The organism is Mesorhizobium sp. L-8-10, assembly GCF_016756635.1.
GTDB lineage: Bacteria > Pseudomonadota > Alphaproteobacteria > Rhizobiales > Rhizobiaceae.
Map to the genome: position 1 here is coordinate 2,224,638 of NZ_AP023263.1, position 18,849 is coordinate 2,243,486.

Genomic DNA, 18,849 nt, shown 5'->3' on the forward strand with positions numbered 1-18,849 from the left:
TCCAGGCAGCCGGCCGCTCAACCGAGCAGCGTATCCATGACGAGCGCCTTCACCCTGGCCGCATCGATCGCCACGCAGACCTCCTGGTCGGGCGCGCCGTCCCATGCGTTCGGCGGGTAGGGCAGGCTGTTGTCGCGCTGGATGGTCTGGCCCGCCGCGATGCCGTTCGTGACCACTCGAACAGGGCCGGCGCGCATGCCGAAAAGCGACCGGTCGATAGCGAGCGCCGCCGCGGAAGCGTCGTGCAGATAGAAGCCGCCGGCGCCGAAGCGGTCGTAGAAGCGCATGTAGCCCTCCGATATGTCGGCGAGCAGGCGCCCCGTCTCGCCGCCCTTGCGCGCGAGCAGTTCCAGGTCCTGCGTCGTGACGAGCACTTGGCGCGTGACATCGAGCCCCACCGCCACGACCGGCCAGCGGGCGCTGAACACGATGTCCGCGGCATGCGGGTCGCCGATGATGTTGGCCTCGGCGACAGGGGTGACATTGCCGTTGTGGCCCGACACGGCGAAGGCGCCGCCCATGATGACCACTTCGCGGACGAGATCGACGATATCTGGCGCTTCCGCGAGCGCCAGCGCCAGATTGGTCATCCGGCCGACCGCGACGATGGTGATCTCGCCGGGATTCTGCCGTAACATGTCGATGATGAACTGCCAGGCCGGCCGCGGGTCGGTCGCGATCGCTTCCATGTCCGGCACGGAGACGTCGCCGAGCCCGTTCTCACCATGCACCATCACCGGCGCGGGTCCCGGCTGGCGCACGAGTGGCGCCGCAGCACCCCTGGCCACGGGCGCAGTCACGCCGAAACGCTCCTTCAGATAGAGGGCGTTGCGCGTGACGCGGTCGATATCGCTGTTGCCGAACACGGTGGTGATACCCACCAGTTCGATGTCGGGATGCTTTTGCAGGAAAAGCAAGGCTGCGGCGTCATCAACGCCCGGGTCGGTGTCGAAGAGGATCTTCTTTCGCATGGACGTCTTGCTATCGCCGGGCCGACCGCGCGGCAAGGGCTGGAAGATGACGATGGGGAAGGCATTTTTCAGCGCATTTCTGCTTCTTGCTCGCGCAACAAAGTCGAAGTGCCTCGCAGGCAGCTTGCCGAAGCCTTTATGAATCGGACGTCGCAAGTTCCCCGCGTAGCGCAATTCCGGAATGGCCCGATGGCGGTGCGCTGACCAAAGATGCAAGGAGAGAGTTTGCATGCTTCTCGAAACGATTGCCGCCTTTCTGACCGGCGAGCAGGTCGAAGCGGAGAAGGAACAACTCGTCGTCCCGGTTCGGTCGGTCGTCTTGAAAGAGGAGCGGCAGGCCCTGTATGTCTGACGGATCGACCCGCTGCGCTGCAGCCTCGGGCGGCCGGAACACAGCAAGCAAGAAAACCATGCCCCAAGAGCTACCCTACCTCAACGCCATCGAAGCCCGCATTCTCGGTTGCCTTATCGAGAAGCAGTTGCTGACGCCGGATGTCTACCCGCTGACGCTCAACGCGCTTCAGGCGGCAGCCAACCAGAAAACGTCGCGCGAACCAGTCATGGCGCTGGAACCGGCGGACATACACCGCACGCTCAAATCGCTCGAGGAAAAGGGGCTGGCGCGGCGCCAGATGGCTTCTCGCGTTGAACGCTACGAACAACTCGCCAGCCGGCATTTCAGCCTGACCAAGCCGCAATCGGCGTTGTTGGGGATGCTTCTCTTGCGCGGGCCGCAGACGCTGAACGAGCTTCAGACGCGCACCGACCGTATGGCGAATTTTGGTTCCGCCGACGCCGTGCGCGAAGAACTCGATATGCTCATCGGCAAACATCCGCCGCTGGTAAAGGAAATCGGCCGCACACCGGGCCAACGCGAGGATCGTTTCGCGCACCTGCTCTGCGGCGATGTCGACGTCTCATCGCTGCCGGTGCCGGCACCACGGGCGGCCGCGCCGGCCATCTCGGCTGTCGCCGAACTGGAAGAGCGCATGCGTATCCTGGAAGAGGAAGTCGCCGCGCTCAAAGCGCGGCTCGATGCGGTGGGAGCGTAACGTTGCCGGCTTGACGGCCACGGTCGCCCATACCGCTTCAGTCGCCGACGCGATAAAAGAGCTGCGGCTTCTCGCCAGGGGTCTTGGAGATCGCGTAGACTTCATAGCGCGCTGCCGGGTCGTCACCCATGCCGAGCGAACCTTGCGGCATGCCCGGGACGGCGATGCCGGCGATGTCGGGGCGTTCGCTCATCAGTTTGGCGATTGCCTCCAGCGGAACATGACCCTCGACGAAGTAGTCGCCGATCCTGGCCGTATGGCAGGCTTCGAGATCGGCGGGCACGCCTGCCGTCTTCTTGATATCAGACAGATCTTCCATGTCATGCCGCTCGACCGTGTAGCCGGCTCCCTGCAGCGCTTCCGACCAGCTCTCGCAGCAGCCGCAAAACGGGCTCTTGTAGACGGTCACCAGCTCACCGGCGATCGCGCCGCCCGCCACGGCGAGCTGAAAGGCGATCATCAGGCCCAGTCTGCGCATGGTCGTCTCTCCTATGCTTGCCGGACCGGCGGGACTGCCGGCCCGGCCGGTACTTTCCTGCTACTTGATTTCGGTGACGGTGAGGCGGCCGTTCACGCGGTCGGCGACGAATTCGATCGCCTGGCCTTCCTTGACCTTACCGATCATCTCCGGGTCGCCGGCGACGAACACCATGGTCATGGCCGACATGCCGAGGTCCTTCAGTTCCTCATGCTTGATGGTGAGCTTGTTCTGCTTCGTATCGATCTTGGTCACCACGCCTTTCGTGTATTCGGCCGCGAAGGCGGCGGTGGTGGCGAGCGCGATCAAGGCCGCGGCTGAGAGTCTGAAGATGGATTTCATGTCGATCTCCTGTGGTTGAGTTTGAGGTTGCCTGCGCGGGAGCCTGCCCCCCACTGTCCTGCCTGAGATCTCTCCCCGCAGGCGGGGAGAGTGAGCCTTGTCAGTTCGGCTTTCGCCAATCTCGTCGACGACAGGCGGCACACGTACCGAGTCGTCGACTCCGATCACGGGGCGACGGTGATGCCGCCCTTCATCCCGGCCTCGAAATGGCCGGGGATCAGGCAGGCGAAGGTGAAGTCGCCGGTGTTGGCGAAGGTCCAGATGATCTCGCCGGACTTACCTGGCGCCAGCCGCAGCGAGTTGGCGTCGGCATGCTCCATCTCCGGAAACTTCTCCATCTGGACCTTGTGCTCCATCACCGCCGCGTTGGTGTCCATGACGAATTCGTGGTCGGTCTCACCCTTGTTGGTGAACTTCAGGCGGACCGTCTCGCCGGCCTTGACCTTCAGCACTGCCGGTTCGAACACCATGCTGCCGTCGTCCTTCTCGGCCATGGTGATCTTCACCGTGCGCTTGGCCTCGCCCTTTTCGCCGGGCTTGCCGATGGCCATCATCTCGCCATGGCCGCCGCTGTGGTTGCCAGTGGCGAAGGCCGCAGCGGGAAAAAGCATGGCCAGCGCGGCCAGGGCAATCGTCGTCTTCATTCCATTTCTCCTCGGTTGATATCTGAAAGTGCTTCTGACGTTATTTTCAGCCGTGGCCGCCATGTCTGGGGGCCACCGTCTTCGCGTCGCCTGACTTGACGGGAGCGGGTACGTCGCCCGTCCATTCCCAGGCGACGGTTCCTTCCGGATGCTTGTACCATCCGGGGTCGGCATAGTCGGAGGAGGACAGGCCCTCGCGGACCTTCACCAGCGAGAACATGCCGCCCATCTCGATCGCGCCGAACTGGCCCCAACCAGTCATCATCGGCACGGTGTTGTCGGGCAGTGGCATCTCCATCTCGCCCATGTCGGCCATGCCGCGGTTGCCCATCGGCATGTAGTCGGGCTGCACCTTGCGGACCTTGGCTGTGACCTCGGTTTTGTCGACGCCGATGAAGGTCGGCACGTCGTGGCCCATGGCGTTCATCGTGTGGTGCGACTTGTGGCAATGGATCGCCCAGTCGCCCTCATATCTGGCGTCGAACTCATAGGCCCGCATCGCGCCGACCGGGATGTCGATGGAGACTTCCGGCCAGCGCGCCTCGGGCCGCACCCAGCCGCCATCCGTGCAGGTCACTTCGAAGTCGTAGCCATGCATGTGGATCGGATGGTTGGTCATGGTGAGGTTGCCGACGCGCACGCGCACGTGATCATTCTTCGACACGACGAGCGGGCTGATCGCCGGGAAAATCCGGCTGTTCCAGCACCACAGGTTGAAGTCGGTCATCTCCATGACTCTCGGGACGTAGGAGCCGGGGTCGATATCGTAGGCGTTGAGCAGGAAGACGAAGTCGCGGTCGACCCGCATGAACTTCGGATCCTTGGGATGGATGACGAAGAAGCCCATCATGCCCATCGCCATCTGCACCATCTCGTCGGCATGCGGGTGGTACATGAAGGTGCCGCTCTTCACGAGGTCGAACTCGTAGACGAAGGTCTTGCCGGGCGGGATACCGGGCTGGGTCAAGCCGGTCACGCCATCCATGCCGTTGGGCAGGATCATGCCGTGCCAATGAATGGTGGTATGCTCCGGCAGCCTGTTGGTGACGAAGATGCGCACCCGGTCGCCCTCGACCGCCTCGATGGTCGGGCCCGGCGACTGGCCGTTGTAACCCCAGAGATAGGCGGTCGTGCCGGGAGCCAGCTCGCGCTCTACCGGCTCGGCGACGAGGTGGAACTCCTTGACCCCGCTGTTGACCCGATGCGGCAGTGTCCAGCCGTTGAGCGTGACGACCGGCTGGTAGTCCGGGCCGCTGGTCGGGAAGATCGGCGGCTGCATGTCCGGCGACTCCATCGTCGGAGCATCCGGCAAGCCCATCGCCGATGTCTTCGTCCAGGCGACCGTTCCGGCGAGGAGCGCGCCGCCGCCGAGAATCTGACGTCTTGTGATCATCTTGTTTCTCCTTGGTTCAGTGCTCTCTGGGGTTCAGTGCTCGCCGGCGCCTTCGTCGGCTGCGGCCGCGACCGGTTCGCCGCCGCCCGACGAAACGCCACCGCCGCCATGGATGGCTGTGGCGAGATTGACGTCGGCCAGCCAGAATTCACGCTTGGCGTCGAGGGAAAGCATGATCGAATCGATCTTCGCGCGCGTGTCGGCAAGAAGCTCGAAGGTGTTGGTGATCATGCCGTTGTAGGTGAGGAGCGATTCCTCCTCGATCTTGGTGCGCAAGGGAACGACATTGTTCCGATAGTGCCGGGCGATGTCGTAGGTCGAACGGTAGCCATCATAGGCCGAGCGCGCCTCGGAGCGGATGTTCACGGCCTTTTCCGCCAGCAGATTGGCCGCCTGCATATAGGCCAGCTCGGCCTTGCGCATGCGCGCCTTGCCGGTGTCGAAGATCGGGATGACGAACTCCAGATCGACATTGCCGGCGGCGGAGGTTCTCGTCGTCCCGTCATCCTCCTTCTCCTGCTCGACTTCGACGCCCGAAAGCAGCTCGAGATCCGTCACGTAGCGCGTCGCTTCCGTCAGCCCGTAGGACCTGGCGAGCGCTTCGAGCTCGAGCTTTGCGACGTCGAGATCGACGCGGTTCTTCAACGCTTCGGCCTCGATCGCCCGTTTCGCCTTCGCTCCCTTCGGCAAGTTCGGCAACGCGTTCGGCACCTGGTAGTCGATGTCGGAACCCCACAGGCCCATGAGGCGCGTCAGCTCTTCCTTCGCCATCCGCGCCGCCATCCTGGCCTTCGCCGTCTGTCCCGAGAGCTCGGCGTAGAAGACGTGCTCGCGCGCCTGGCCCGCCTTGGTGAAGGCGCCGGTCTCGCCGAGCTTCTTTGCGAGTTCGGATGCCGCGTCGGCGGCGGCCTGGGCCCGGTTCAGGTAGGAAACGGTCTCCCAGGCAGCCACCGCCTTGATCCAGGCGCGCCGTGTGTCGGCGGCGAGCCGCAGCGTTTCCTCTGCTGCACGAAGCTGCGCTTGCCGGAAGCGTGCGTCGGCGATCGCCACGCGGCGCTCCCGGGTGGCCAGCGCCAATATGTTGCTCACGATGGCTGTCTCGACCGTGCGGGTGAAGCCGCCGATGCCGGTCGCGCCGATCGACATGCGCGGATTGACCAGCAGCGTTTCCTGCCAGACATCGGCGGACGACAGGCCGACCTCGGCATAGGCTGCTTGCAGCCCCTTGTTGTTGAGCAGAGCGACCTGGACTGCGATGTCGGGGCCAATCGTCTTTTTCCGGACGAGGCTCTTGACCTGTTCGGTCACGGCCCGGGCCTCCTCGCTCGATTGAATCCAGACGGGTCTGCTGCCGGTAACGGCTTCGCTGCGCATGGACACGGTCGTAAAGCCGGCCATGGGATCGGAAATCCCGTTGAGGGCGTCGGTGGTAGTGCATCCGACCGCGGTCAGCGAAATCGCGGCGATGGCAGCGATGGTCGGCAACCGGCGGCTCATGAGTCAGCTCCCGGATTGGCGGGGGAGAGTTGTTCGTTCTGTCTTCGCCAGTCCTGCGGATCGACAGGCTCGCGCCTGACATAATCGACGACAGGGTGATAATGCGTGTCCCGTATACCCATGGCGGGGTCCGCCGGATTGTATGCCGGCAGCACATCCGGAGGGGTGGTTGCCGCGCAGCCGGCAACCGTCAGCGATGCGAAAAGCATCGCAAGGCTTGCGATTTTCATGTCCTACCTGAATCTTGATCTGTGCATTCGGCCACGCCGGTGGCATTCCGGACGTCGCGCGCGATCCGCCCTTGCGGGCTTCGGTCAGATCAGCCTTCGAGGGGGCTGGATGAACTCGGCATACTCGCCGAGCGGAAGGGGCGACGCCATTGCGGGCGCGAAGCAGCGCGCGGACGGTTCGCCCAGCACGGGGCAATCGACAGGAACGGCGAGCACCGGCGCGCAGTGGGTCTCGCAGCTCTTGTTCTTGGCGCCTTCGGAATGGTGATGCTTCTGCGCCTGCTGGTCATGATCTGCCGCGACAGTCCCGTGCTCCGCGTGGTCGACGTCACCGGCATGGGTGTGCGGCTGTTCTACCGACATCCTGATGCCGCCGTCGGCATGGAAGCCGGTCGCGTTGGCGGCAGCGAACAGGCCGGGCTGGAGCGACGACAGCACAAGGAACAGCGCTGCGAACAGCAACTTTCCCGTCGTCGAATATGCCAAAATCCTGCCCATGCCGTTCAACGATCTGATTTGGCCGTTCGAGTCAATTGCCGAAGCGGCATATTTCAGGCCTCGCGCCGATTTGTGATTGCGATTTTCGCTCTCTTGCGGACGCAGCAAAGCAGAGGACAAGTCCACGCAAGGTGCTGACACTGCGCCGCAGGTGATCATCGAAGCGTTTCCCGGTTTGCGATGGCAGCGATAGGGGTTCCACCCGCTGGAAGCTCAAGTGCTTTTGTCGTCGTGGCCGTCACGCCTTTGCCGCCGCGGTTCACGGCCCCGCCGCCTCGTGCTAGATTTCCACAATGAACGAAAGACGCAAAGCCGTCGAAAGTCAGGTCAAGGCCCGCGCCGCCGTCCGGCGGGTGCTGGAAAGGCACAGCGTACACGTGGCCAGCCGGCGCTATTCGCAAGGCCGCATGTGGGCGCGCGTTCTGATCGATGGAGAATATTACGACGTCGACGCCGGGGAACTGGCCCTGCTGCAGGCGGGAAGGGACCCCAAGGCGGACCTCGGTCTGGAGCCGGTGGCCGAGGAGTGATGCCAATCAGGGGATTCGGCGACGCTGGAGCTGGGCCCTGTCATGAGAGTAGCGCCGAAAACCGTTTTGCTTCAATAGGATAAGAGATGTGGCGACACCGCCAAGTGCCCCTCATCCGGCTGCCGCCACCTTCTCCCCGCATCGCGGGGAGAAGACCGATGTCGCCACCGGTTCGCCAATCGTCAGCGTTGCAGGGCAAGCGCCGTCATCGCGGCCAGCGGTCTTCTCCCCGCAATGCAGGGAGAAGGTGGCGGCAGCCGGATGAGGGGCCTTGGCTCGGCCTCGCCGAAACCGTTGTCCCGATCCCACTGAAGTAAACGGCTTTCAGCAGCAGATTCATGAACGTGGCATTTCGCGACGGTCAAGAACCAGGACCGACGACATGAGCCGCCGGCTCAGAGCTTTTCCCTGAAGAAATCAAGGACAGCGCGGCGCATCGACGGCGTCTCGCTGTGACCGATGCCGTGCTCCGTGACCAGCGACAGGGCTGATGCGGCCGCCAGCCTGTCATAGGCAGCGGCGGTCACGGCGAAGGCACGGCGGACGGCGACGGGCGGCGTCAGCGGATCCTCCGTGCCGACGCAGATCAGCTGCGGTCGCGGCGCGACCATGCCGGCGATCTCGCCGGTGGAGGATTCCTTCAGGAAACCGGGGATGGTGAGATAGTGCCCGTGGCGGTCGTGAGCGCCCGTTTCGACGAGCGTCGCGAAATCGGCGTAGCAGCACAGATGCGCGATCGCGGCGATGCGCTTGTCGATCGCGGCAAGGAAATAGGTCAGCGTGGCGCCCATCGAGATGCCCGTCATCCCGATGCGCCTGGGATCGACGTCGCTGCGCTGAGCAAGCCACGTCAAAGCGGCCGACTGCTCATCCAGCATCTGACCGAACAGGGTTCGGCCTTGCCAAAGGGCCGCCTTGCTCGCCGCGCTTTCGCTCGTCCCTGCACGCTCGCCGAAAACAGGCATGTCGATCGACAGTGCCACGAACCCCTCACGGGCATAGGCGGGGCCGGGCGGATCGAGCAACGCCGGCCGCCCGTCGACCAGTTCGCGGGCGCCGATATCGTATCGGTCGCCATGGGCGTGAGCATAGAGGATCGCCGGCAACGGCCGGCTTGTAGCGGCCGGTCGTGTCAGGATTCCACGTATGGGCGCGCCGTCGCCCGATCGGAAATGCAGCCGCTCGACGACATGGGTACCGTGATTGTCGAGTTCGCATGTCTCCAGCGTCAGGCCGGCTTTCCGGATGCCGAGGAGTTTTCGAAGGCGTTCGACCGAAATGGACACGGCCTATCGCACGAGCCAGCCGCCGTCGACCGGCAGGACGGTACCGGTGACATAACCGGATGCCGGCGCGGCGAAGAAGAGGAGAGCGGTGGCAAGGTCGTCAGGTGTTCCCCAGCGTCCCATCGGGATGCGCGCCGAGATCTGTGCATTGCGCTCGGCATCGTTACGAAGCGCCTCGGTATTGTCGGTGATCATGTAGCCCGGCGCAATCGCGTTGACCGTTATCCCCCGGGGCGCGAGCTCGTTGGCCATCGCCTTGGTGAGGCCGGCTATGCCATGCTTCGAGGCGGCATAGGCAGGCACGCGTATGCCGCCCTGGAAGGTCAGGACCGAGGCGACGTTGATGATGCGGCCCGCGCGTCCGGTGACTGCCATGTGGCGCGCGACGGCCTGCGAAAGGAGAAAGGCGCCCTTCAGATTGACGTCGATGACGGCGTCCCAATCCTCTTCGGAATAGTCGAGAATGTCGGCGCGGCGGATGATGCCGGCATTGTTGACGAGGGTATCGATGCCGCCAAGAACCCCAGTCACCTCCTCGACGACGGCGGCGGCGTCGAAGGGTTTCGACAGGTCGACCGTCAGGGCATGAAACCGGCGGCCCGCCTCGCCGACCAGCTTCGCCGTCTCAGGCATGGGCGAGGAGCCGAGCGCGGCGATGTCGGCGCCGGCCCGCGCGAGCGCCAGGGCCATTCCCTGGCCGAGACCGGTGCGGGCACCGGTGACGAGAGCGGTTTTGCCGGTGAGGTCAAACAGCGTGTTCAAGGCGTAGCCCTTTCTCGTCGAAGAGATGTATCGGTGCGGTGTCGAGCGACAGTGCGACATCGGAGCCCGGCTCCAGATCGTGTTGGCCCGGCGCGACCACCAGCACTTTCTGGCCGGCGACATCTGTGTGCAAGACTGTTTCGGACCCGAGCGCTTCCACGAGCCTGATCCTGGCCGGAATGCTGTATTCGCCGGCGCCGAGCGTAATGTGCTGGGGCCTGACACCGAAAGTGACGCGCGACCCCGTTTCGACCGCGGCGCCATTGACCGGCAGGCTCACCCTGTGTCCGCCGGCGAGAGTTGCCGTCGCCTTTCGCGGACCCGCCGTATCCATCGTCCCTTCGAGGAAGTTCATATGCGGGGAGCCGATGAAGCCGGCGACGAAACGGTTGGCCGGGCGGTTGTAGAGTTCCAGCGGCGTGCCGACCTGCTCGATGCGGCCGGCGCGCAGCACGACGATCCGGTCGGCGAGCGTCATGGCTTCCACCTGGTCGTGGGTCACATAGATCATGGTGGCCGACAGGCGCGCGTGAAGTGCCGCGAGCTCGGCGCGGGTCGAGCCGCGCAGCTCAGCATCCAGATTGGAGAGCGGCTCGTCGAGCAGGAAGGCGACCGGGCGCCGCACGATGGCGCGGCCGATGGCGACGCGCTGGCGCTGGCCGCCCGAAAGCTGCCCGGGCCGGCGGTCGAGATAGGGGTCGATCTCGAGCATGCGCGCCGCCTCGGCGATGCGTTCCGCGATCTCTGGCTTCGGCATCCGGGTGTTTTCGAGACCGAAGGCGAGATTCTGGCGCACGCTCATATGCGGATAGAGCGCATAGGACTGGAACACCATGGCGAGGCCGCGATCGGCTGCAGGCACGGTGTTGACCACCTTGCCGTCGATCGCCAACTCCCCGCCCGTCGGTTTTTCGAGCCCGGCGATGACGCGCAGCAAGGTCGACTTGCCGCAGCCGGACGGGCCGACGAAGACGACGAACTCGCCGTCCTCGATCTCGAGATTGATGTCGTGAAGTACGTCGACGCTGCCGAACGACTTGGTCACGTTGGTGAGCTTGATGTGGCCCATGGCGCGCTCCTTACTTCAAGCCGGTTCCGGCGATGCCGGTGGTGATGAAACGCTGCAGGAAGATGAAGACCAGGACGACGGGGATCATGGTCACGACGGTCATGGCGAGGATGAAATGCCATTGCACGTTCAACTCGCCCGAATAGATGCTGAGCCCCACCTGCAGCGTATAGAGCTCCTTGCGCGACAGCACGATCAGCGGCCACAGGAAGTCGTTCCAGCGCCAGACAACGGAGAAGATCGCAAGCACGGCCAGGGCCGGGGCCGTCAGCGGCAGGACGATGCGCCAGTAGATCTGCCACTCCGACGCCTTGTCCATGCGCGCTGCGTCGATCAGCTCGTCGGGTATCGTCAGCATATATTGGCGCAGGATGAAGACGCCGGTCGGCGTGGCCACGGTCGGCAGGATGACGCCCCAGAGATTGTTGAAGAGCCCGAGCGCCGAGACGATCGAATAGAGCGGCACCATGATGACCGAAAGCGGCACCATCAGCGTCGCCAGGATCAGCAGTATCGCGAAGGTCCGCCCGCGGAATTCGTATTTGCTGAGCGCGAAGGCGGCCATCGAGTTGACGACCAAGGTGATTAGCGTGGCGGTCACGGTGACGAAGACCGAGTTCCAGAGATAACGTACGAAGTCGAAATGCGTGAAGGGTTCGGTGTAGTTCGTCGCGGCGAAGGACATGGTCCGCACCGGGCTGCGCTGGGCGATGTTGACCTTGACGATCTCTCCGGGAGCCTTCGGATCCACCATCTGCGCGACGACGCCGATACGGCGTACCTCCGCCAGCACAGCGTTGTTGCCGTCGGGCAGGGTGACCTCGTAGAGATCAAGCGGCTTGTCGTAACCCTCGACGGTCGCCTTCTGCGTGACATAGGGCAGGATCGTCGGCGGGAATTCGGCCAGTGCGGCCGGCGACTTGAAGGAGGAACCGACCAGCCAGACGGCGGGGCCGAACATCAGGAAGAGCCCCCCGACCAGCCACAGCCAGGTGACGATGTCGGTCCAGTGCCAGCGGTCACGGCCCTTGCGCCGGAAGACGAATGCAGCGACCCGGCTCATTTGCGGCTCCCCTTCTTCTCGCTGGAACGGCTGAGGCCGAGCTGGAACAAGGTGAGCACGATCAATACAGCGCCCATCAGGATCGATGCGGCGGCGGCAAGGCCGGGGTTGCGCAACTGCGTGGCGAAGCCCGTCTCGTAGATATATTGGGTGAGGTAGAGCGTGCTCGTGCCCGGACCGCCGCCCGTCAGCACATAGACCTCGTCGAAGATCTGCACCGCACGAATGAGCACGAGCACGAGGACGACCAGCAGATTGGGCATCAGCAGCGGCAAGGTGATGCGCCAGAAGGCGCGCGCCGGGCGCGTGCCGTCCATCTCTGCCGCCTCGTAGAGATCCTTGGGAATGGCCTGCAGGCCGGCGAGCAGGATCAGGGTGTAGAAGCCCATATGCGCCCAGATCGAAACGCCGACGGCGGCCGCGAAGGACCAGTTGCGGTCGTTGAGCCAGGTGTAGGGCTCGAAGCCGAAGCCAAAGAGCGCGAAGTTCAGCAGGCCCTGGCGCTGCAGGATCCACTTCCAGATCAGGCCGACGACAACAGGCGAGAGCAGGACGGGGAAGAAGAACACGGCCCGCCAGAAGCTGCGCGCCCTCAGCTCACGATTGAGGATCAGGGCGGTCACCAGCGAGAACAGGATCATCAGCGTTACCTGGAGGAGTACGAACCAGGCCGTGTTGCTTACCGCCGTCCAGAACGTGTCCTCGGCGCAGCTGTTGGGGTCGAGATAGTTCCGGCAGTCGAACAGCCGCGCATACTGGCCGGCGCCGACGAAGGAGCGGTCCGCCAGGAACAGAGCCGTCCCGCCCGTCATGGAATAGGCGAAATTGATGAAGAACGGCAGAAGCACGAAGATGCCGAAGATGGCCATGTTGGGCAGCAGGAAGAACGCCGCCATGCCGCCGACGCCGAAGCGGCGCTGGACCCAGCGCAGCGGGGCGTCGAGAAGGCCCATGGCGACGCGAACGGGCGCCATGACGACCCCGCCGAGACCGGAACCCATCTGTTTGTTCATCTCGGGCTTCCTCCTCCCGACAAGAGCGGCATGATCGCCGCGTGGCCGCTCGCTGTGCCGGCGGACCTCGATCCTGACTTTTTGGCCTTTGCGCCGACCGATGATCGTTTTTCGACCATGGCATCCGCTCCGGCCGCACTGTGCGGCACGGAGCGACTGGCTGCAATTTGCTTCGGGCCCGGCCGTCGGAGCCCGCCGACAGCCTTACTGCCCGGCTTCCTTCACCTTGGCGGCGATATCCGCATCGATGCGCTTGAACGCCTCGTCGATCGGCATCTCGCCGGCCGAGGCCTGGCTCACACGGGTGACGAGCGCGCCGTAGAACGTATCGGACCAATGCCAGCCCGGCAGCTTTCGGGCGATTTCGGAAAGCGCACCGCTGGCCGTGACGAACTCGTTGAGCGCGGCCTTGGCCTGGGCGTCGTCCGTCTTGAAGTCGAGGCCCTTCGCCAGCACGCCCTTATGGGCGGGCAGGAAAAGCGTGCGTTCGGAAAACTCCTTCACGATGTCTTCGCGGGCCAGGTAGTCCATGACCTTGGCGACCTCGGCCGGGTTCTTGGTGTATTTGACCGCGACGAGCCCGGCGCCGCCGGTCATGCCGGTGCAGTTGGCAGGCCCGCAGGGGCTGCCGGTCGCCACCCAGTCGAAATTCGTGCCGATCTTGGTGGAGAAGTTCGGGATCTGCCACGATCCGGAATAATAGTAGACGAGTTGACCGTTGATGAAGTCGTCGGCGGCGGCGCGATAGGTCGAGCCCGCAGCCGAGACCCAGACGTCCTTGGCCATGGTGCCGTCCTCGATCCAGCCGACGAACTTGGCGAGGAAGCTCTTCGTTCCTTCGTCGAGCGGTGCCGGCTTGCCGTCCGCACCGATATAGTTGCCACCGTAAGCGAGGTTGGGCCCGCTCAGACGGTGACCCGAGCGGTCGAGCGCCATGGGGAAGGGCACCTGCTGGCTATCGGCCACCTGTTTGGCCGCTTTCGCCCAGTCGTCCCATGTCGCGTCATCGCCCGGGATCGCGACGCCGGCCTGTTCGAACAGCGTCTTGTTGGCGAAGCCGCCGGCGATCGTGACCTGCGTCATGAAGCCGGATATCTGGTTGGAGCCGTCGGGCCGCATCCAGTCGGCCTGAGCACCGAAATTCTCGTCCCAATAGGCCGGGTCGGCGACGAGCGGGCGAAGATCGAGCCAATGCTGGCTCTGCGCCTTGAGATTGGTGACGCGCGCGATGTCGGGGCCGTGGCCTGCCTCGAGCTGCACGGGAAGCTGCTCGCGCACGACGCTGTAGGAGACGTTGTCGAGAACGACGTTGATATCAGGATTTTCCTTCATGAAGCGGTCGAGCAGATCCTTCAGGACCTCGCCTTCGACGCCGTCCGAGTACCACATGATGCGCACGTCGCCGGCCAGGGCAGCCGTGGACGTCATGAGCCCGACGGCCAGGGCCGCGAGCATGCTGCTGGTCTTGGTCATTGCCTTTCCTCCTCTTCGAAGGCGAGCTTGCCGCTCGCCGTTGGTATCCGCGCCGGCTACTCCCGACCGGCGCGATATCGTCATGATCCGGAGAGCATGGTGATTTCGCCGGCGACGGAAAAATCCGCCGGCGCGATACTGCGCCCCTCGGCTTCGACCGACCCGTCGCTGCGGAACAGCACGCGGCCATAGTCGGGATCCTCCACCGCCAATCCGCCGTCTTCGGCCTCAACGATCGAAAGCGAGCCGTATCGGGAGCTGGCGGCGTCGATATCGGAGGCTTCGCAGACCCTGACGAGCCAGCGGGTCTTGTGCCCCATTTGACGCAGTTCCGTCCCGGCCGAGGGACCGTCTCCGACGAGATGAAGACCGCCGCTGCCGATGAGGACGACGGCGCCTCGTCCGCTGCGTCCAACTGCGAGATTGCCCTCGATCGCGCTCTCTTCGAACTCGGCGACCGGGAACCAGGCGTGGGTGAAATCAGGCTGTTCCTCGAAGGTCGAGAAATCGACGACGGCCAGTCCCCGATATTGATGGGCGCGCGGAAGGGTGCCGCACCCGCCCCAGAACGAGGGCCGGCCGTAGCCGAGCTGTATCGTTTCGCCGGGGTGGTTGATCCATACCGCTGCTTCCGGTCGGTCGCCGATCCTCAGATGCAGGATCGTTTCCTGGTAACCCCATTCGCCCCAGCGATAGTGGACGGCCGACCCCATGGCAAAGTTGCGCCCCTTGTAGTGATAGAGCGCGGCAAAGCGGTTCTCGCCCTGGGCGAAGCGCCATTCCTGATGCGCATCCGCCTGATGGCGCGCTACCGCGGCCAGGCTTTCCGGCACGACCAGGCCGTAGTCGCGCAGGCAGATGGCGAGTTGGGGCAAGGCGTGCACCCGGCGGCCATACCAGCCCCGCCCCCAGAGCAGCCGCGCTGCTCCCGAGAGCTCGAGCGAACGGCCGGCGCAGAGTGTGTGTTCATAAGAGCGCCCTTGGGCGGCAGTGACCATGCCGTGATGGGCCGAGCGGGCGATGATCTCGCAGAGGCGGACGATGCCCTTGCGCGCGCGCTCGGCGATGTCGGCGTCAGGAGAAAGGGCGGCGAGCGCCGTCAGGCCCTTGAGGTCGATCGGGAAATAGGGGGCCGAGTTGAACTCGGCCATCTCCCAGGCTTCGAAATGATCGAGCCAGGCGCGCACGCGGGAAGCCCCGACCGCGCTCTGCTCCTCGCCCTTCCGGCCTGAGCGCACGAAAGTGGCCTCCGGCAGGAGGTGGCCCGCGAGATAGGCCGCGGTGTGGAACAGCAAGGCGTGGTTCTCGGAGAAGTACCACTGCACGTCGTTGCCCGGCTCGTCCATCCAGTAGCGGAAATTCAGGATGGCTGCGTCGATGCGGGCGCGCGTCTTTTCGCCGATGTCAGCGCCCCAACTCGTGCGGGACCAGATCAGCGGGACGAGCGAAAAATCGGCGCAGTCGTGGCAGTCCTCGATCGATGGCAGGATCTCCTCGATCATCGCATCGGTGTCGGCCCCGGAGCGTCCGCTGGCGAGGCGCGCAAAGGCCCGCACCGTGTCGCGCTCGGAGAACTCCGAAATTTCATCAAGCGTTTCGGCGATGCGCGCGGCAAGCGAAACCGGCGCCTCGCCCTGGCGGGCTGCGTGACAGATCTCGACGCCGATCGACCGCGAGGCGACGAAGCCTCCGGCGTCGATCGTGATGCGGAAGTGGCGAAAGTCCGCCGGCGCCTTCTCGGATGGGCCGATGACGAGCCGGCTCTCGCCGCTCCCCAGTGCGAAGTCGTGATCGAAGCGCTCGGTCGACATGAAATCGCCTTCGACGGCGACATTAGCGTCGACTTCTATCGCCAGCGGCGTCGGGAACAGCAGACTTATGTCGCCCTCCAAATAGGCCGGGCGATCGAAATGCATGCCGTCGAGCAGGGCTTCGATCGCCGCCGCATCCTCGCCCGGGCAAGGAACCGGCACCGCCACATTCGCCTTGGGGCCCGACAGATAGTCGAGCTGGATGAAATAGCGCGCGTCGCGCTCCGCCAGATCGTCGAAGAACAGGACGATTTCGTTCAGCCCCGCCTCGAGCGAAAGCTCGAACTCGGACTTGGCCTCGAGATTTCGGCTGTAAGGCGCCATCCAGCCGACTTCGGCGCCGTTCAGCCACAGGACCGCGCCGCCGCAGGTGCCGAGACGGACCCTCGCCGTTCCCTTGGCATCGGCCTCGATGAAGGTCCTCGCCCATGTGGCGAGCCTGGTCGGGCGGAACCAGAAGCCCGAGAGGTCGAGCCGGGGCGAGCCGAAGGGCAGCCACCAGCGCGAAGCTTCGAAGGCGCCGCGGACTTCAGGCCGATTGCCGCGATAGCGGCCGGCAAAGATCGTGCGGCAGGGATATTCGTGCGGGATGAAATTCTTGTGCTTGGTCAGGAAGAAGAAGGGGTCCATCTCGCCCTTCATCGGCTGGTCCGGAACGTCGAAACGTTCCTCGGCGATTGCGCCGAGCTGCCAGTAGCGGATCGCGTCGCCTGCCTGCAGCGGCCGCCTGAGGTGCTCCTGCCGGTCGCTCATTTCAGGTCCGCCACAGCAACGGGATTGACGTCGTTATATTCCTGGTTCTCGCCGGTCATGCCCCAGACGAAGGCATAGGGTCCGGTGCCCGCACCCATATGGATGGACCAGGCGGGCGACAGCACGACGTCACCGTCGGCGACGATCAGATGCCGCGTGGCGTCGGGGCGCCCCATGAGGTGGACGATACGATCCTCCGGCGCCAGGTCGAAGTAGCAATAGGCCTCCATGCGGCGTTCGTGCAGGTGCGGCGGCATGGTGTTCCAGGCGCTGCCCTCGGCGAGATCCGTGATGCCCATCAGGAGCAGGCAGGAATGCGAGACTTCGGGATGGATGTACATCGCCAGCCGCCGCTTGTTGGAGCGCCTGGCTTCGCCGAGTTCCAGCGGCTTCGCTTCGGCCTTGGTGATCAGCCGATGCGGTAGGTCGGCGCCGGCAGGTACCGAATTCATGTAGAAACGGGCCGGCGTTTCCGGGGAACGACTGGCGAGCTTGATCTCCCTGGCGCCCCGGCCAACATAGAGAACGTCGCGATTTTCGAGCGCGAACCGCCTGCCGTCGACCTCGATGGTGCCGGAACCGCCGAGATTGGCGATGCCCATTTCGCGGGCCGACAGAAGATAGGGCGTGCCGATCTCGGCGCCCGATCCGAAGGATAGTCCTTCGCTGACCGGCATTGCGCCGCCGATCAGCATGCGGTCGACATGGGTATAGGTGAAGCGCAGGGCATCCGGCGTAAAGAGACCGGTGATCAGGAACTCGTCCCGGAGGCGGTCCGTGTCGTAGCCCTTGATGTCTTCGGGGCCGGCTCCGTACAAAACCTTCATCGTCATGCTGCTCGTCCTTCTGCACCGACATGCTGCAGGGCTTCGGAGAGACACAGGATCGCGAGCGCCTGTCCGTAGCCGGTCGGCTGGATTGGAATGTCCCTGTAGAACTGGAGGTCGTGGCCCATGCGGGTGCCGTAGGAGACGTTGAGCACGGTGCCGTCTTCCGCGATATTGTTCATGACGGCCTCGAGGGCGCGCAGGCCGGCCGTCCGCCAGGCGGCGTTGCCCAGGCCGAGGCGGTGGCCCTTGAGTAGGCCGTAGCCGATGCCGGCCGTGGCCGAGATCTCCTCATAGGACGTGGCGTCGTCGAGCAGGGTCCGCCAGGCGCCCGAAGAGGTCTGCAGCGGCAGGAGCGCCTCGACCTGCGACACGAGAACGCCTTCGAGAAAGACCCTGACCGGTGGTGCAAGCTCAGCGAGGTCGAAGAGGTCGAGGATGCCCGCGGTGATCCAGGCATTGCCGCGCGCCCAGCGGGCCCGAGCGAAATTGTGCCGGCCTTGGAATGTCCAGCCATGGAACCAGAGGCCCGTATGGGTGTCGGCGAGATAGCGGGTGTGGACGAGGAATTGCCGGGAGGCCTCGTGGATGAGCTCGGACCGGTCGGCAGCCTGGCCGTAGGAGGCGAGAAACAGGGCGACCATATAGAGAGTATCGTCCCACAATTCGTTGTCATTGACCTTGTCGGACACGTGGTGCTCGAAGCCGCCTTCGGGGGTGCGTCCGAGCTCACGGATCACGCGGTTCGCCCAGTCATCGAGAGGTCCTTTCCAGCGAGGGTCGCGCGTTTTCGACCACAGCACCGAGAGGCCGAGCATCGGCGCGGTGGTGTTCACATTGAGCTCGGGCAGGCCGGCTTCGAGCCGCGCCTGGTACCAGACTTCGACCAGCGATCTCAGGTCGTCCCGGCCGGTGAAGAGCCATAGCCTGATCAGCCCGTAGAGGCCGACGCCCTGAGGCCATTCCCAACTATCGAAGCTGATGTAGTCGCCGGCAGTCCCGTCGAGATTCGGCTCATGGAAACGACCGTCATGACGAAGGCCGGTCATGCCGGCGACGAGACGATCGAGTCCAATGCGAATGTCGTGGGCGTTCGGGCCCATCGCGCTCCTCCATGTATGACCGCCTCGGCGGCTCCTCGATCCAGATTGAGACAT

At 64.5% G+C, this 18,849-nt stretch carries 20 protein-coding genes; 3 read left to right on the top strand and 17 right to left on the bottom strand.

Annotated features, from left to right (window positions below; all coding sequences use genetic code 11):
- Positions 1–17 precede the first annotated feature (17 nt).
- Positions 18–971, bottom strand: coding sequence for a nucleoside hydrolase (locus JN280_RS10445; protein WP_202311968.1), 954 nt, complete (start codon positions 969–971; stop codon positions 18–20).
- Positions 972–1,200: 229 nt separating this feature from the next.
- On the opposite strand from JN280_RS10445, the gene JN280_RS39975 reads away from it, so the two are divergent.
- Positions 1,201–1,323: a hypothetical protein gene (locus JN280_RS39975; RefSeq protein WP_274609073.1), complete on the top strand. Its 123-nt coding sequence runs from the start codon at positions 1,201–1,203 to the stop codon at positions 1,321–1,323.
- A 58-nt stretch (positions 1,324–1,381) separates the two neighbouring features.
- Positions 1,382–2,023: a YceH family protein gene (locus JN280_RS10450; protein WP_202314676.1), complete on the top strand. Its 642-nt coding sequence runs from the start codon at positions 1,382–1,384 to the stop codon at positions 2,021–2,023.
- A 37-nt stretch (positions 2,024–2,060) separates the two neighbouring features.
- Here JN280_RS10450 and JN280_RS10455 read toward each other — a convergent pair whose 3' ends face one another.
- From JN280_RS10455 to JN280_RS10485, 7 genes are all read right to left on the bottom strand, one after another.
- Positions 2,061–2,501, bottom strand: coding sequence for a DUF411 domain-containing protein (locus JN280_RS10455; RefSeq protein ID WP_202311970.1), 441 nt, complete (start codon positions 2,499–2,501; stop codon positions 2,061–2,063).
- Between the two features lie 60 nt (positions 2,502–2,561).
- The gene (locus JN280_RS10460) at positions 2,562–2,843 is read right to left on the bottom strand and encodes a copper-binding protein (protein WP_202311971.1); all 282 of its coding nucleotides are present in this window, start codon (positions 2,841–2,843) and stop codon (positions 2,562–2,564) included.
- A gap of 164 nt (positions 2,844–3,007) precedes the next feature.
- Entirely contained in the window at positions 3,008–3,487 is a 480-nt protein-coding gene (locus JN280_RS10465; protein WP_202311972.1) for a cupredoxin domain-containing protein, read from the bottom strand.
- A 46-nt stretch (positions 3,488–3,533) separates the two neighbouring features.
- Positions 3,534–4,880, bottom strand: a complete 1,347-nt coding sequence (locus JN280_RS10470) for a multicopper oxidase family protein (RefSeq protein WP_202311973.1) — start codon at positions 4,878–4,880, stop codon at positions 3,534–3,536.
- 33 nt (positions 4,881–4,913) lie between these two features.
- On the bottom strand, positions 4,914–6,377 hold the full coding sequence (locus JN280_RS10475; RefSeq protein ID WP_202311974.1) for a TolC family protein: 1,464 nt from the start codon (positions 6,375–6,377) through the stop codon (positions 4,914–4,916).
- Positions 6,374–6,607, bottom strand: coding sequence for a hypothetical protein (locus JN280_RS10480; RefSeq protein WP_202311975.1), 234 nt, complete (start codon positions 6,605–6,607; stop codon positions 6,374–6,376). Before JN280_RS10480 ends, JN280_RS10475 begins: the two co-directional genes overlap by 4 nt.
- Before the next feature lie 84 nt (positions 6,608–6,691).
- A complete protein-coding gene (locus JN280_RS10485; protein ID WP_202311976.1) occupies positions 6,692–7,105 on the bottom strand; it encodes a hypothetical protein in 414 nt (137 codons plus the stop codon).
- A 293-nt stretch (positions 7,106–7,398) separates the two neighbouring features.
- Between JN280_RS10485 and JN280_RS10490 the strand changes: the two genes are divergently transcribed.
- Positions 7,399–7,635, top strand: a complete 237-nt coding sequence (locus tag JN280_RS10490) for a hypothetical protein (RefSeq protein ID WP_202311977.1) — start codon at positions 7,399–7,401, stop codon at positions 7,633–7,635.
- A gap of 395 nt (positions 7,636–8,030) precedes the next feature.
- On the opposite strand, the gene JN280_RS10495 is transcribed toward JN280_RS10490, so the two are convergent.
- The 9 genes from JN280_RS10495 to bglB form a co-directional block, all read right to left on the bottom strand.
- Entirely contained in the window at positions 8,031–8,921 is an 891-nt protein-coding gene (locus JN280_RS10495) for an alpha/beta hydrolase family protein (RefSeq protein WP_202311979.1), read from the bottom strand.
- 3 nt (positions 8,922–8,924) lie between these two features.
- Entirely contained in the window at positions 8,925–9,683 is a 759-nt protein-coding gene (gene kduD, locus JN280_RS10500) for a 2-dehydro-3-deoxy-D-gluconate 5-dehydrogenase KduD (protein WP_202311981.1), read from the bottom strand.
- Positions 9,667–10,752 carry an ABC transporter ATP-binding protein gene (locus JN280_RS10505; protein WP_202311982.1) on the bottom strand — a complete coding sequence of 362 codons (1,086 nt, stop codon included), beginning with the start codon at positions 10,750–10,752 and terminating at the stop codon, positions 9,667–9,669. The genes kduD and JN280_RS10505 overlap by 17 nt, the downstream gene beginning before the upstream one ends.
- Before the next feature lie 10 nt (positions 10,753–10,762).
- Positions 10,763–11,815, bottom strand: a complete 1,053-nt coding sequence (locus JN280_RS10510) for a carbohydrate ABC transporter permease (RefSeq protein ID WP_202311983.1) — start codon at positions 11,813–11,815, stop codon at positions 10,763–10,765.
- Positions 11,812–12,828, bottom strand: a complete 1,017-nt coding sequence (locus tag JN280_RS10515) for a carbohydrate ABC transporter permease (protein ID WP_244743185.1) — start codon at positions 12,826–12,828, stop codon at positions 11,812–11,814. Before JN280_RS10515 ends, JN280_RS10510 begins: the two co-directional genes overlap by 4 nt.
- Positions 12,829–13,032: 204 nt before the next feature.
- Positions 13,033–14,301, bottom strand: coding sequence for an ABC transporter substrate-binding protein (locus JN280_RS10520; protein WP_202311984.1), 1,269 nt, complete (start codon positions 14,299–14,301; stop codon positions 13,033–13,035).
- A gap of 80 nt (positions 14,302–14,381) precedes the next feature.
- Positions 14,382–16,865 (bottom strand): hypothetical protein, encoded by a 2,484-nt coding sequence (locus JN280_RS10525; protein WP_202311985.1) that lies wholly within the window; start codon positions 16,863–16,865, stop codon positions 14,382–14,384.
- Entirely contained in the window at positions 16,862–17,698 is an 837-nt protein-coding gene (kduI, locus tag JN280_RS10530) for a 5-dehydro-4-deoxy-D-glucuronate isomerase (protein ID WP_202311986.1), read from the bottom strand. The genes JN280_RS10525 and kduI overlap by 4 nt, the downstream gene beginning before the upstream one ends.
- Positions 17,695–18,795, bottom strand: a complete 1,101-nt coding sequence (gene bglB / locus JN280_RS10535) for a beta-galactosidase BglB (protein ID WP_202311987.1) — start codon at positions 18,793–18,795, stop codon at positions 17,695–17,697. Before bglB ends, kduI begins: the two co-directional genes overlap by 4 nt.
- Positions 18,796–18,849: the final 54 nt, after the last annotated feature.